The organism is Actinomycetospora sp. NBC_00405, assembly GCF_036044095.1.
GTDB lineage: Bacteria > Actinomycetota > Actinomycetes > Mycobacteriales > Pseudonocardiaceae > Actinomycetospora > Actinomycetospora callitridis.
Genome location: NZ_CP107938.1, coordinates 3918463 through 3932296 on the forward strand (window position 1 = coordinate 3918463; position 13834 = coordinate 3932296).

The following is a 13834-nucleotide window of genomic DNA, read 5'->3' on the forward strand; positions in this document are numbered from 1 at the left end:
GTCAGCGCGCCCCCTCCTGCTCCCGTGGCGGGTCCGCCTTCGGGGCCTCGTCGTCCGGGTCGTGCTCGGGTTCGTGCTCGGGCTCGTTCGGGCGCCCCGCGATCGCCTCCACGACCGCGTCCCAGCGCCGGCTGTCCCGCTCGGGGAACCGCCGGCGGCTGCGCAGGGCCTTGCTCGAGCCCTCGGGGTAGCGCCAGCGCGCCCACGGCGAGGTGGGCCGGGCCAGGCGCACCGCCGCGAACAGGGCGAGCACGGGCACGAGCAGGCCGAGCAGGCCCAGCAGCGGGCGTCCCTTGAACAGGGCCACGATGGCGAGGAGACCGCCGACGACGATCGTGCTCACCACGGCCAGGACCCCGTCGCCGGTCTCGGAGTCGAACGGATTGACCCCGACCACGAGCAGCGCCATCAGCGCGCCGACGACCAGCACGGCGTCGACCGAGACGCGGCCCTCCCGCTCCCAGTAGACGTCGGAGAGGTGCAGCCAGAGCGCGAACTCGTCGAGCGTCAGCGCCGCGCCCGCCCCGAACGCGGCCGCGAGCACGTAGAGCCACGGACCGTCGGGCTGGTAGGTGAACTCGCCGACCCCTGCGATCAGCATGAGGAAGATGCCCCACACCAGGTGGTGGAGGTGGACGCCGCCGACCGACTGGTTGCGGAACGGGCCCTTCCCCGCGCGGATCAGCCGCACGACCAGCCGCGTCCCGAGGAACACGACGACGAACGAGCCGAGCATCCATGCGGCGGCGGCCCGGGACTCGAGGTCGAGGCCCAGGTCGAGGTTCACGTCGGGACTCACGTCGGGGCTCCCAGGGTTTCCGGTTCGGGCAGGGCCGCCGCCGACGAGCGCGACAGCGCCGCCGTGGCCACGATCATCAGGACGACGAGCAGACCGATGAGGCCCCACTCGAGGCCGTCGGCGCGCACCTGCTCGCCGAGCACGACCACCCCGAGCACCGCGGCGACGATCGGCTCGCCGACGGTCACCGCCGGCAGCGACGCCGCCAGCGGGCCGGCCCCGAAGGCCGTCTGCTGCAGCAGCGTCCCGCCGAGCACCGCGGCGACGAGCACCCAGGTCTCCCACGAGGTGATCAGGGCGAGCGGTCCCTCGCCCAGCAGGTCGACCACCGACTTCGTCAGCGCGGCCACCAGCCCGTAGGCGAGGCCCGTGGCCACCGCGAGCAGGGCGGCCCGCCGGGGACCGCGCTGGCGTCCCGCCAGGAGCACGCACAGGACCAGGAGCACGAGCAGCACCGCCAGCGACGGGAGCCAGACGTCGAGCGGGGCCTGGTCGACGCCCGCGGTGGGCTCGCCGATCACGACGAACAGCGCCAGCGCGGCGACGAGCACGACGGCCCAGCGGATCTCGGGGCGCCCGATCCGCCGGCCGGTCAGGCGCGCCTCGAGGGGCAGCGCGAAGAGCACGGTGGTGACCAGCAGGGGCTGGACCAGCAACAACGAGCCGACGCCGAGCGCCGCGGCCTGGACGACGAAGCCCCCGGTGTCACCCACGGTGCCCGCCCACCAGCGGGGCGAGCGGATCAGGCGGGCGATCAGCCGGCCGCCGCGCGCCTCCTCGTCGGGCACGTCGGCCGCCGCGCCGCGCTGGGCCACGGAGGCGATCGCGAAGAGCAGCGCGGCCAGCACCGCGAGCGCGCCCGCCAGGAGGGTCAACTCCGCGTCCGATCAGCCCACGTCACTGCGTCAGTGCATCACCGGGCGGGCACGCAAAGCGACAGGATCTTCGCGTCGTCACCCGATCGGTCCAGAAGTTCTGGATCATGCTGTCGGCCATGTGACAGGTGGTGCCCGGACGCTCGGCTCACCGGCCCACGATGCCGCGTTTGCGAGGATGTCGCGGATGCGTGTCCCCCTGGCGATCGCGGCCACCGCCCTGCCGGCCCTGGCGCTGGCGTTCCTCGGGTCCTCGCATCCCCCGATGCTGACCCCCGAGTCGGCGTCGTGGTGGCGCGACCTGCACCTCATCGGGATCGTGCTCTTCCCGCTGCTGGCGCTCGGTCCGTGGGCGGTGGTGCGGGCGTCCCGCCCCGCCGGGCCCGTCGGGTGGGTGCTCGAGGGCCTCACGGTCGTCCTCGGCTTCGTCTACGCGGGCTTCTACACGGCGCTCGACGTCCTGGCCGGCGTCGGCGGGGGCCACGAGACGATGCGCCTCGGCCCCGGCCCCTGGGTCGCGTCGCTGTTCGAGATCGCCGACGTGGTCACGGTGCCCGGCGTCTACGCCTATCTCGCGGCGACGGTGCTCGCCGCCGTGCTCGCGCTCGTGCGGGCGCCGGGAGCCTGGCGCCTGCTCGCGGCCGTCGGCGCGCTGTTCGCCGTCGTCGGGGCCTGGTCGTTCCTCACCAGCCACATCTACTACCCCTACGGCGTCGCGACGATGGTGATGCTGGCCCTCGGCCACACGCTGCTCCTGCTGGCCGCGACCCGGCACCCCGCCGTCCGGCGCCACCGCGCGAGCCCCGAGCGGCCCGCCGAACGGCCACTGACGACCCCGTGACGACCGGCCGCCCGCTCGCGCACAGCGCCCGGAAGGAGCACTCCGAGCGCGCCGGGCCGACCTCCACGGACGAGGCGTTCACCCACGCCAGTGAACGGTGGTCGTCGTGGTCACAGGAGTGCCGCCGCAGGTGGCGACTCAGCTCCCGCGGGGTACTGGGCTCTCCAGAGGCCGCCAACGCTGATCCGTAGGGAGGCACCGAGGACGCCGCTCGGCGTTCGACGTGCACCGTCTGTCGCCGATTCGTTGCTCCTCGTAGACCCCGGAGTGTGCGGCGACGAGCGGGAAGGGCACAGTCCCAGGCGATGACCTCCACGGCCGACGAGCGGGTCCGGGGCGGGAGCCAGGTCGATCTCTCGGCCGGGACCCACCCCGCCGACCGCCCCACCGCGGTGATCCCTTCGGCGCAGGGCCGGGTGCGCCAGCCCAGTGACGGCTCGCGGTTCCGGCCCGAGATCGAGGGCCTGCGGGCGATCGCGTCCCTGCTCGTCGTGATCTACCACGTGTGGATCGGCCGGGTCTCCGGCGGCGTGGACGTCTTCTTCGCCCTGACCGGCTTCCTCGCCGCGGGACAGCTCGTCCGGGCCGCCGAGCGCGGTGGCATCGACCTGGTGACCCAGTGGGGCCGCACGCTGCGCCGCCTGGTGCCCCCGGCCGCCGTGGTCCTGGTCGGCACGATGGTCGCGAGCCTGGTCTTCCTGCCCGAGTCGCGATGGCCCCAGGCGATCCGCGAGGTCGTGGCCTCGGCGTTCTTCGTCGAGAACTGGCGCCTGGCCGCCGATGCGGTCGACTACTACGCCTCGCACAACACCGCGAGCGTGGTGCAGCACTTCTGGTCGCTGTCGATCCAGGGCCAGTTCGCGATCGTCTTCCCCGTCGTGATCCTCGTGGCGACCCTGGTCGCCCGCCGGGCCGGCGTCGCCGCCCGCCCCGCCGTCGCCGGCCTGCTCCTCACGATCACGGCGCTCTCCCTCGCCTGGTCGATCCTGAGCACCGCCCACGACCAGACCTACGCGTACTTCGACGCCCTCGCCCGCATCTGGGAGTTCACGCTCGGCGGGCTGCTCGCGCTCAACCTGCACCGGCTGCGTCTGCCGGACTGGGCCGGCGTCGCCCTGGGCTGGGCCGGCCTCCTCGGGCTCGCCCTGTGCGGCACGGTGCTCGACGTCGAGGGCGGTTTCCCCGGCTACCTCGCGCTGTGGCCGGTGCTGTGTGCGGTCGCCGTGATCGTCGCCGGCGACACGGCGCACCGCTTCGGCAGCGCGCGGTGGCTGTCGTCGCGCCCGATGCAGTACCTGGGCAGCATCAGCTTCCCGCTCTACCTCTGGCACTGGCCGGTGCTCCTGCTGGCCCAGGCCGCCGACCACCGCGAGGAGCCCGGCCCGGTCCTCGGGCTCGTCGTCGTGCTGACCTCGCTGGCCCTGGCCGCCGCGACCCGGCACATCGTCGAGGACCCGCTGCTGCGCCGGGCCCGCCGGGCCGGCGGCCGTCTCGTCGACCACCGGCTCGCCGTGGTCGCCCTGGTGCCGGTGCTGGTCCTCGTCCTCGCCTGGCATGCCGTCACCGCCGCCCGCACGACCCCGTCGGGCGCGGTCGGCGACGCCGATCACCCGGGCGCGACGGCGCTCCAGCCCGGCTTCGTCGACCGGGGCTCGCCCGACGCGGACGTGATCCCGCCGGCGGTGTCGGCCTACGAGGACTGGGTGGAGTACGAGAACGACTGCACCGGCGTGCCCGCCGCGCCCGCGCTCGAGCGCTGCACGTACGTGCCCGCCCCGGACCCGAACGCCCGCACGATCGTCGTCGTCGGCGACTCCCACATGCAGCAGTTCCTGCCCGCGGTCGCCCCGATCGCCCGGGAGCGGGGCTGGCGGGTCGACACGCTGATCCGGCCCGGCTGCCCGCTGTCGACGATGTCGGAGTCGAACACCGGCGAGGCCGACTGCGTCACGTGGAACCAGCAGGCCCTGGCGGCGCTCGCCGAGGCGCGCCCCGCGCTGGTGGTCGCGCAGGCCACGCACGACGTCCGGCCGGGACGGACCGAGGCCACACCGCCCGGCATGATCGAGGCGTGGGACCGGCTCGCCGACGCCGGCGTCCCCGTGATGGCCGTGCGGGACAACCCGCGCTTCGACTACGCGCCGCCGAGCTGCGTCGACAACTACGGCCGCGGCGCGCCCGAGTGCGACGTCCCCCGCAACGAGGTCTACCCCTCGGCGCCGCCCGTCCCGGCCGGGATCCCGTCGACGGTCTCGGTGCTCGACCTGGCCGACAGCCTCTGCCTGCCCACCGTGTGCCCGCCGGAGATCGGCCGGGTCACCGTCTACCTCGACGACAACCACCTGACCGCCACCTTCACGGCGTCGCTGGCGCCGACGGTGGGACGGCGCGTCGCGTCCCTGATCGGGTCGTGACCCGCACCTCTTACCCTGGAGGTGGTCCGCCCGTCCCCGGCTCGCCGCCCCGACCCCTCAGGGAGCCCGCCCGCATGACCGATGTCGCCACGCTCTCGACACCCCGCGACGCCGAGCCGGCGGGCGAGGGGAGCCGCCTGCTGGTGGGCCGCGGGCTGTTCGCGGGTCCGCTCCCGGAGGTCCCCGACGAGCTCTACGTCGAGGTCCTGCGCGGCCGGGCGGAGCGGCGGCGGCGGCACGTCCGCGTCGGCGCCTACAGCCACATCGGCACCAACACCTACTTCGGCCGCTTCCCCGCGAGCTACTGGCAGCGGTGGACGGCGGCCACCGAGGTGCGGTTCGAGGGCCGCACCCGCGGCGCGGGCCGCGTGATGCTGCGGGCGTCGGACACCAACGGGGTGCCGCGCACGCTCGCGGTGCACGATGCCCAGGCCGAGAACGTGCGCCTCGCGGCGCCGCTCGACCGCTTCCTCGACGGCGGCGGGCTCTGGATCGAGATCGTCACCGACGACGACGAGCTGGTGCTCCACGACGCCCGTTGGACCGTGGCGGCTCCCGCGACCGACCGCGGCGCCTCGGTCGTGGTGTGCACGCACAACCGCGCCGACGACTGCATCGCCACCCTCCGGGCGCTCACCGCCGAGCACGACGTACTGGACCTCCTCGACGAGGTCGTCGTCGTGGACCAGGGCACCGACCGCATCGACACCCGCGAGGGGTTCGCCGACGTGGCTACGCGCCTCGGCGACCATTTCCGCTACCTGCCCCAGCCGAACCTCGGCGGGTCGGGCGGCTTCACCCGTGGGCTCTACGAGGTCGTCGAGCACGGGTCGCGGCCGGACGTCGACGTGTTGTTCATGGACGACGACATCCGCTGCGAGCCCGAGGTGGTCGTGCGACTCGCGGCGTTCGGGCGGTGCGTCGCCGACCCCACGATCGTCGGCGCCCAGATGCTCAACCTGCTGCACCCGACCCAGGTGCTCGCCGGCGCCGAGTACGCCGTGCTCACCGACCTCACCAACGGCCACGTCAGCCCGGGCGCGGTGGGCGAGTCGGACGTGACGGACCACTTCCCCGACGGCACCAAGAACGTGCAGGACCGTCGCGTCGACGCGGGGTACACCGGCTGGTGGTCCTGCCTCATCCCGTCCGAGCTGGTGCGTCGCGCGGGCTACCCGCTGCCGCTGTTCTTCCAGTGGGACGACGTGGAGTACTGCTACCGCGCCCGCGCCCACGGTGTGCCGACCGTGACGCTGCCGGGCGCCGGGGTGTGGCACGCGGACTTCCCGTGGAAGGACTGGGACGACTGGCACCGGTACTTCAACCTGCGCAACGCCATGATCACGGCGGCGCTGCACTCGCCGTTCCCGGTCCGGCACGTCACCGGGGTGCTGGCCGATCTGCTCGGCCGCTACCTCGTCTCGATGAACTACGGCCTGGCCGCCACGCTCATCGCGGCGGTGGAGGACTTCCTGGCCGGCCCGCGGGTGCTCGACGACGGCGGTGTCGCCGCCGTCGGCGCGATCCGGGCGCGGCGGGCGGGACACGGTGAGACCGTCGCCCACCCGGTGGCCGACGCCCCGGGCCTCGGACCCACCGAGATGGAGATCGTCCGTTCCGGACCGGAGCCCACCCGGGACCACCTGGTGATGGCGAAGCGTCTCACCCAGCAGTGGCTCGGCCGCACCCCGCGGCACGGCGGGCTCGTCGGCGCCGGCGAGGCGTACTGGTGGCACATCGGCCTGTTCGACCAGGTCGCCGTGACCGACGCCGGTCAAGGCGGCGTGCGCGTGCGCCGCCGCGACCCGGAGGCGCTGCGGTCGCTGGGCCGCGACGGTGCCCGCGTTCTGTGGCGGCTGGCCCGCGAGGGGCGCGGCGCCGTGGAGGCCTGGCGCGCCGCCGCACCCCGGCTGACCGATGCCGACAACTGGCGACGACTCTTCGCGGGCGACTGAGACTCATCCCGGCGGCGCGCACGCCGGCCCGTCGAGGGCCCGGCAGTCCGGCGTCGTCGCGTAGTAGGCGATCAGCTGGTCGGCGCCGAACGGCGGCGGGCGGCCGTGGCGGGCGTCGAGGAGGTAGAGCAGGGCGAGCGTCCGCGTCCCGCCCCAGCCGTCGCCGACCTGCGCGACGGTGAGGTGCCCGCCGCGCAGGGCGGCGTCGAGGTCCGCGAGCGTCGACGTCGCGGTCGCACCCGGGGCCACGGGCAGCGGCCAGTCGGAGGTCATGACCCGCTCGCCCCGGGCGAGGTCCTCGCGCCAGGCGGCCAGGCCGACCGCCATCGGTGCCGCCACCGCGGCCACCGTCGCGGCGGCGAGCAGCGTCGTCCACACCGGCCGCCGGCGGGCGAGCACGTCGACCGCGACACCGCCGAGCAGCCCGGCGACGATCGCGAGCGCGACGATCCGCCGCGCGCCGGGCACACCGCTCGAGATCGCGTAGAGCCCGACGGCGCCCGCGGCGACGAGCAGCCACGACCACACCGCGCGGAAGCGCCCGATCGCGGCCACCAGGGCGCCCGCGGCGAGCACCGCGGCGGGCACGACGCCGCCGAGGACCGGGATGCCCGTGGCGTAGTAGTAGGACGAGCCGGAGCGCACCGCGTAGGACCCGATCTCCGCCAACCGCGCGCCGACGGCGTCGAGCTCGATCCCGTCGCGCCCGCCCCCGGTGACGACGACCCCGCCGTTGCGCCACCAGGCGAGCGGGGCGGCCACGACGCCGACGCCCGCCGCGATCCCCAGGAGGGCGAGCAGCGCGTCGGTGGGTCGCCGGACGCGGGCGAGCAGGACCACCGCGACCGCGAACGCCCACGCCAGGCCGGCCGTGTACAGCGACACCGACGCCCCGGCGAGCACGCCGCCCAGCGGCCACCACCACCGCCGCGAGGTGGCGACGTACAGGGCCGCCATCCCGGCCGCCGCGTCGAGCGGGGTCTCGATGGCCACCCAGGCCAGCGAGGTCACCCCGGGCACCAGGACCACGAGGACGGCGCCGAGGGTGGCCGCGGTCGGCCCGCATCCCAGCCGCCGGCGCGCGACGACGTACGCCAGCGGGGCGAGCAGGGCCGAGGCGAGCGCCTTGGCCGTGCGCGGGGAGAAGAGCGTGTAGTCCCCGAGGACACCGGTGACGTGCCCCGTGAGCGCGTAGAAGAGCTGGGCGCCCGCGTTGGTGCTCCAGACCGAGGGTTGCCAGTGCAGGGCGAGCGCCAGCGCGTCGCGGTGGGCGACGGACGCCTCCTCGCCGGTGAGCACGCCCTGGGCGGTGGGACCGGCCGCGATCCAGAGGAACCAGGCCGCGGCGCCCACGGTGAGGGCGAGGGCCAGCAGGACGTCGACGACCGCGACGGGAGCGACTGTGCGGTTCCCCCCGCTGCTCACCGACCGATCATGACACGATCGGTGGCCCCGTCACGTCCTGCTCAGGCCGGGGCGGCGCGGGTGACGTAGAGGCGCGAGCCCCAGCGCGGACCGGCGCTGGTGTCCTCGTCGGCGGCCAGCATCTCCGCCCCGCACTCGGCCACCAGGGCGCGGACCCCGGCCTCCGGCGTGCCGTGCATCTCCATGCCGCGCCGCAGCCGCCGGGCGAGCGGGGCCGGCAGCGCGCGCAGGGCGAGCCCCGCGGCGTTGCGGGCCGGGGCGGTGGGCATCTGGAACACGACGTACCCGCCGGGCCGCACGATCCGGTAGAACGCCCGGACGTAGCGGTGCGCGAGCTCGGTCGGCATGTGCTGCAGGACGCGGCAGGTGTAGACGAGGTCGGCCGACGCGGGCTCGACGACGTCGAGCTCCGGACCGGTCGCGAGGCGGAAGTCGCACGCAGGCGCGTCGACGATCTCGCGGGCCTTCTCGAGCATCGTCGGCGAGATGTCGAGCCCGACCACCTCGGTGAACCCGGCCGTCGCGAGGCCGTGGGACAGCCGTCCCGCGCCGCAGCCGAAGTCGACGGCGCGTCCGCGGACCGGGTCGGCGCCGAGCTCGGCGAGGCGGCCCAGGAGCGTCGCGATCTCGGTGGCGCCGGTGGCCAGGAACTCGGCCGGCGTCCACCCACCCCCGGCCTTCTCCCGGTCGGTGAGGACGGCCCACATCGGATCCTCGCGCCCGAGGCGCGTCCAGGTCCGCGAGACCTCCTCGATCCCGGTGCTCGGGTCGATACCCAACGGTTCCTCCGGCGGAGTCGGCGTGACCGACGGGCTCAGCGCCCGCCGGCCTTGGCGAAGACGGCGTCGTACGCGTCGAGGACGGCCTCGACGCTGTAGCGCGCGGACGCGGTGGCGGCGCCGTGCGCGGCGTCCGGCGGGTCGTCGCGCAGGCGGGCGAGCGCGGCGGTGAGCCCCGGGACGTCGCGGGGGGCCACGACCTCCCCGAACCCGGTCTCCTCGACGACCGTGCGGACGCCGGGCAGGTCGCTGACCAGCGCGGGCACACCCGCCATCATCGCGACCACCTGGACGATGCCGAACGCCTCGAAGGCGTTGACCGACGGGAGCGCGAAGACGTCGAGCGAGGCGTAGAAGTCGTCGAGGTCCTCCTCGGGAATGAACCCGAGCATCGCGATCCGCGGGTCGTCGCCGATGTGGCGCCGGACCCGCTCGGCGACGCTGCCGCCGGCGACGTCGAGGTAGTCCCCGCCCACGAGCAACCGGGCGTCGGGGTCGTCGAGGGCGAGGAACGCGTCGACGAGGTGCTCGACGCCCTTCTCCTCGACGATCCGCCCGAGGAACCCGACGTGGAGTCCGTCGCCGCGCCGGAAGGTCGGGCGCCCGGCGCCCCGCGGCGGGCACGGCGGGGGCACCGCGACCATCCGGCCGTCGATCGCGGACCACATCCGGCTGTGCCGCGCGTAGTCCTCGCTGGACACCACCGCGGCCGCGGAGCGCCGCAGCGCCACCCGGCTGGAGAAGTCGATCGCCCGGTGCTGGGCGGCGTTGACGAGCCGGCGCATGAGCGGGCCGTCACCGGTCGGGAGGGAGACGTCGCAGTGATAGGTCGACACCACCGGCACCGGCGACAGCCGCGCCAGCAGCCCCGCCTCGACCAGGGGGAGGTGCAGGTTGACCACCGTCGAGCGGGCCATCTCCCGCAGCGCGAGCCGGGTCAGGTTGAGCCCGATCGTCCCCTTGCCGACCTTGGCCAGCACGGGCGCCCGGATGACCTCGACCCCGTTGACGATCTCGTGCGTCGCGAGCTCCGGGTCGTGTTTGGAGGCGACGACGCACACCCGCCAACCGCGCGCCGCGAGACCCTCGGCGAGGTCGCGCGCGACGTTGGTGAGCCCGGAGACGTAGGGGCTGTAATAGGTCAGGACGATGCAGAGGTCGTGGTGCGGATGCTCGTCCATCACCCTCCTCGCCGACGTCTCCGGGGGCCGTCCTGGGGGCCCGTCCCGCCCCGCCACTGTAGAGGCCGCGATCGGCGCCACGGCCGTCGGGCGCGCCGGGCCGGACCCGTGGCCCGATCGGTACACGCGCGGGCAGGTGGTCGCCCGATGCGCCGCCGTTGCTACCGTGCGTCATCCACCGACCGACTCGGGAGCCCGCCCGGTGACCGCCACCTCGCGGCCCTCGTCCCCCGCCGACGAGAGCCGCACCGACGAGGGATCCGCTCCCGACGGGACGGACATCCAGGGCGGGTGGCGTGCGCGCCGGCCCTCGTGGCCCGCGGTCGCCACCGTCGCCGGGATCCTCGCGCTCGTGTGCGCGGCGCTGCTGCCGCTGCTCCCGGTGAGTGTCTCCCAGCCCGAGGTCAGCTGGCCGCTCGAACCTGCGGACCCCCGGCCGACCGCCCTGCAGCTGACGACCCAGCGTCCCCTCGCGCTCGACGTCCGGGCCGGCTGCGACACGATCCGGGCGGCCGCGTCCGCCGGGACGGGCCGCGCGCTCGGCGAGCCCGGCGACGGCCTCCTGCTCGCGACGCTCCCCCCGGTCGCCCCCGCGGCCGAGGTCGGGCTGCTCGCCACCGTGCGCGACGACCGGCTCAGCGTCGTGTCCCGCGGGATCCCGCTCGTGGAGGGGCCGCTCCCACCGGGGCCCTGCGCGGTCGCGATCACCGGCGACCTCACCGGCATGACGGTCACGCTCGACGGCCGGCCCGTCGGCCGGGCGGGACCCGAGGCCGTTCCCGACGTCGACGCGCTGGTCACCTCGGTGCCGCCCCGGCCGGGCGGCACCGGGCTCGGCGTCCGGCTCACCGTCGACGACCAGTTCTCGACGTCCCCGACGTTCCTCAAGACCCTCGTGACCGCCCTCCTGCTGGTGGCTGTCGGCGTGGTCCTCGCCGCGCTGCGCGAGCGCGACCGGGCCGTGCGCGCCGCGCGCTGGGAGCCCGCCGGCTGGACGACGTGGACGGGCTCGTGGCGCGAACGCCTGACGCGGCCCGTCGGGCGGCTCCTCGAGGGACCCCGCGGGTGGCGGGCGCCGCGCCCGCGGGTGGTCGACGCGGCGGTGCCGGCGCTGCTGGTGCTGTGGACCTTCATCGGCCCGATGAGCGACGACGACGGCTACTACGCCGCCATGGCCGGGAACGTGCCGTACACCGGCTACGTCGCGAACTACTACCAGCTCTACAACCAGGGCTTCACCCCGTTCACGTGGATCTACTACGTGCTCTCGTGGTGGCAGGGCGTCGCCGGCCTGAGCCCGGTCGTCCAGCGTGTCCCCGCCCTGCTGCTCGGGCTCCTGAGCTGGGTCCTGCTGCGCGCCTACGTGGCCCGCGCGCTGCCCGCCGGGACGGGACGCGGGCGGGCGATCGCGCTGCACGCGGTCGTGGCGGTCGCGTTCGTCGCCTGGTGGCTGCCCTACGACGTCGGGGTGCGCGCCGAGGCCGTCGTGGCCACGAGCGTGATCGCGAGCCTGCTGTGCCTCCGGGTCGCCCTCGAACGCGACCGCTGGTTCCTCGCCGGGCTCGCCGTCGGCGTCGCCTCCTTCGGCGCCACGGCGGCGCCGACCGGCTTCGTCGCCCTCGCGCCCCTGCTCGCGCTGCTGCCCGCGGTGTGGCGGCGGCTCGCCGAGGTGGGCTCGCTGCCCCGCCGGGTCGCGACGGTGGTCGCCCTCGCCTCGCCCGGGGCGCTCGTCAGCGTGCTCGCGTTCGCCGACGGGTCGCTGCGCGACTTCGTCCGCGCCCAGCAGATCTTCCTCGGGATGCAGGCGCAGGAGACCTGGTACTCCGAGATCGTCCGGTGGAGCTTCCTGCTCGACGACGGCGGCCCGATGGGGAACTACGCCAAGCGGTATCCCGTCCTGCTCGGCGTGCTCGCCCTGGGCTGCCTGCTCGCCCTCGTGGCGCTCGCGCGCGGCCGCGGCCTGCGCCTGCCCCCGCGGTTCGCGGCGGCCGGGTGGACCCTGCTGCTGGGCTTCGGCCTCCTGTGGCTGACCCCCAGCAAGTGGACCCACCACTTCGGCACGCTCGCCACCGTCGGCCCGGCGGTGATCGCGCTCGTCGTCGTCGGCGCGCCGGTGCTGCTGCGGGACGCCCGGCCACCGGAGGGACCGGAGGACCCGGATGCCCCCGACCGGTCCCCGTGGCGGCCCCCGCTGCCGGTGATGGTCGGCGTCGGACTGCTCGTGGTGGTCCTGGCCGCCCTCGCCGGCCACGGCGACCACAACTGGCCGTACTCCTGGATGCTCGGCCTGCCCGACGCGTTCCAGGTGCCCCGTGTCGCGTTCTTCTCCTTCGACCAGCCGGTGTGGTGGCTGCTCGGCGGGGTGGTCCTGACGGCGGCGACCGTGGCCGTGGTCCGGCGGCGGGCGCCCTCGTGGCGGCCCGTGGCCCCGGTGATCGCGGTGTCGCTCACGGCGGCCGCGGTGCTGCTGGTGTCGACGACGTACCTCGTCGGCAGCTTCGTGCTCGCCACCGCCCGCACCGCCGACGGGTACTCGCCGTGGGCCGACGCGGTGCGCGACCCGTTCGCGAGCGACTGCGCCGCGGCCCGCCAGATCGAGGTCCTCGACCCGGCCACGGCCCGCCCGCTCGCCCCGATGCCCTCCCTGTTCGCGCCGCCGCCCGGCGGCACGTCGGTGTTCGTGCCGGGCGGCTGGTTCCCGTCGAGCCCGCCGCCGGCCACCGGCGCCGAGGCCTGGGGCAGCTTCGTGCCCCCCGCGTCCGGGCCCGGGGTCTCCGCGGGCTCGGACGGCACCGTGGGCGGCTTCTCCACCCCCTGGTACGCGATCCCGGCCGACCGGCCCGGCGCGGCGATGACCACGTCGGTGTCCGGGCGCACGGGCGACGGCAACACGCTGCGGGTCGAGTACGGCCGGGAGCTCGGCGGCGTCGTGGTCCCGGTCGGGGGCCAGGCCCTGGACGTCGACACCGAGGGCTACTCCGTGGACTCGACGATCTGGCGCTCGCAGCTCCTCGAGGACGCGAACGGCCCGCCGACGGGCGCCACCGTGCTCCGGCTCGTCGCGGAGGACACCTCGGTCGCCCCCGGCGGCTGGCTCGCGGTGAGCGCGCCGACCGTCCAGCGCTGGACCACGCTCGCGGACTACAGCAGGCCCGGCGAGGCCTCGGCCGTGAGCTGGCAGTACTCGTTCCTGTTCCCCTGCCAGCGCAAGCCGGTGCAGGCGCTCGGGATCAACGAGCCGGCCACATTGGGCGTCGTGTGGGGCGACCGCCCGCTGGCCTACCGCTTCGACGGCATCTGGCAGACGGGCCGCGGCGGCCTGTTCGCCCAGAGCCTGCGCGACTCCGAGGTCACCGAGCTGACCACCCGGCTGCGTCCCGCGCCCGACGGGGCGTCGGGCCAGGTCTACCGGCTCGACCCCCTGGTGCCGCTCGCGCCGTCCTACCGCGTCGACCCGCGCCGCGAGGTCGTGTCCGGATGGAGCCCCGCACCGAACACCACGATGTCGGTGCCGATCGACGAGCAGGAGGCCGCGGACGCCGCGGGCGGCTGAGCCGCCGCAGCG

9 protein-coding genes are annotated in these 13834 nt (G+C 75.3%); 4 read left to right on the forward strand and 5 right to left on the reverse strand.

Going from position 1 to position 13834, the window contains the following annotated elements; translation table 11 throughout:
* Position 1 precedes the first annotated feature (1 nt).
* Positions 2–799 (reverse strand): hypothetical protein, encoded by a 798-nt coding sequence (locus tag OG774_RS19355; protein ID WP_328303403.1) that lies wholly within the window; start codon positions 797–799, stop codon positions 2–4.
* Positions 796–1674: a DMT family transporter gene (locus OG774_RS19360; RefSeq protein ID WP_328303405.1), complete on the reverse strand. Its 879-nt coding sequence runs from the start codon at positions 1672–1674 to the stop codon at positions 796–798. The genes OG774_RS19355 and OG774_RS19360 overlap by 4 nt, the downstream gene beginning before the upstream one ends.
* A 187-nt stretch (positions 1675–1861) precedes the next feature.
* Between OG774_RS19360 and OG774_RS19365 the strand changes: the two genes are divergently transcribed.
* From OG774_RS19365 to OG774_RS19375, 3 genes are all read left to right on the forward strand, one after another.
* The gene (locus tag OG774_RS19365) at positions 1862–2515 is read left to right on the forward strand and encodes a hypothetical protein (RefSeq protein ID WP_328303407.1); all 654 of its coding nucleotides are present in this window, start codon (positions 1862–1864) and stop codon (positions 2513–2515) included.
* A 305-nt stretch (positions 2516–2820) separates the two neighbouring features.
* Positions 2821–4929, forward strand: coding sequence for an acyltransferase family protein (locus OG774_RS19370; RefSeq protein ID WP_328303409.1), 2109 nt, complete (start codon positions 2821–2823; stop codon positions 4927–4929).
* A gap of 74 nt (positions 4930–5003) precedes the next feature.
* Positions 5004–6884, forward strand: coding sequence for a glycosyltransferase (locus OG774_RS19375; RefSeq protein WP_328303410.1), 1881 nt, complete (start codon positions 5004–5006; stop codon positions 6882–6884).
* 3 nt (positions 6885–6887) lie between these two features.
* Here the strand turns inward: OG774_RS19375 and OG774_RS19380 are convergent, their stop codons facing one another.
* The 3 genes from OG774_RS19380 to OG774_RS19390 are packed head-to-tail and all read right to left on the reverse strand — an operon-like array spanning position 6888 to position 10269.
* On the reverse strand, positions 6888–8309 hold the full coding sequence (locus tag OG774_RS19380; RefSeq protein ID WP_328303412.1) for a hypothetical protein: 1422 nt from the start codon (positions 8307–8309) through the stop codon (positions 6888–6890).
* Between the two features lie 41 nt (positions 8310–8350).
* Positions 8351–9088, reverse strand: coding sequence for a class I SAM-dependent methyltransferase (locus tag OG774_RS19385; protein ID WP_328303414.1), 738 nt, complete (start codon positions 9086–9088; stop codon positions 8351–8353).
* A 35-nt stretch (positions 9089–9123) separates the two neighbouring features.
* Positions 9124–10269 carry a glycosyltransferase family 4 protein gene (locus tag OG774_RS19390; protein WP_328303416.1) on the reverse strand — a complete coding sequence of 382 codons (1146 nt, stop codon included), beginning with the start codon at positions 10267–10269 and terminating at the stop codon, positions 9124–9126.
* Between the two features lie 202 nt (positions 10270–10471).
* Between OG774_RS19390 and OG774_RS19395 the strand changes: the two genes are divergently transcribed.
* Positions 10472–13822 carry an arabinosyltransferase domain-containing protein gene (locus OG774_RS19395; RefSeq protein ID WP_328303418.1) on the forward strand — a complete coding sequence of 1117 codons (3351 nt, stop codon included), beginning with the start codon at positions 10472–10474 and terminating at the stop codon, positions 13820–13822.
* Positions 13823–13834 lie beyond the last annotated feature (12 nt).

Bases quoted from the DNA above. Each gene is read 5' to 3' on its own strand.
- OG774_RS19365 (WP_328303407.1), top strand. From the start codon at position 1,862: ATGCGTGTCCCCCTGGCGATCGCGGCCACCGCCCTGCCGGCCCTGGCG.
- OG774_RS19370 (WP_328303409.1), top strand. From the start codon at position 2,821: ATGACCTCCACGGCCGACGAGCGGGTCCGGGGCGGGAGCCAGGTCGAT.
- OG774_RS19375 (WP_328303410.1), top strand. From the start codon at position 5,004: ATGACCGATGTCGCCACGCTCTCGACACCCCGCGACGCCGAGCCGGCG.
- OG774_RS19390 (WP_328303416.1), bottom strand. From the start codon at position 10,269: ATGGACGAGCATCCGCACCACGACCTCTGCATCGTCCTGACCTATTAC.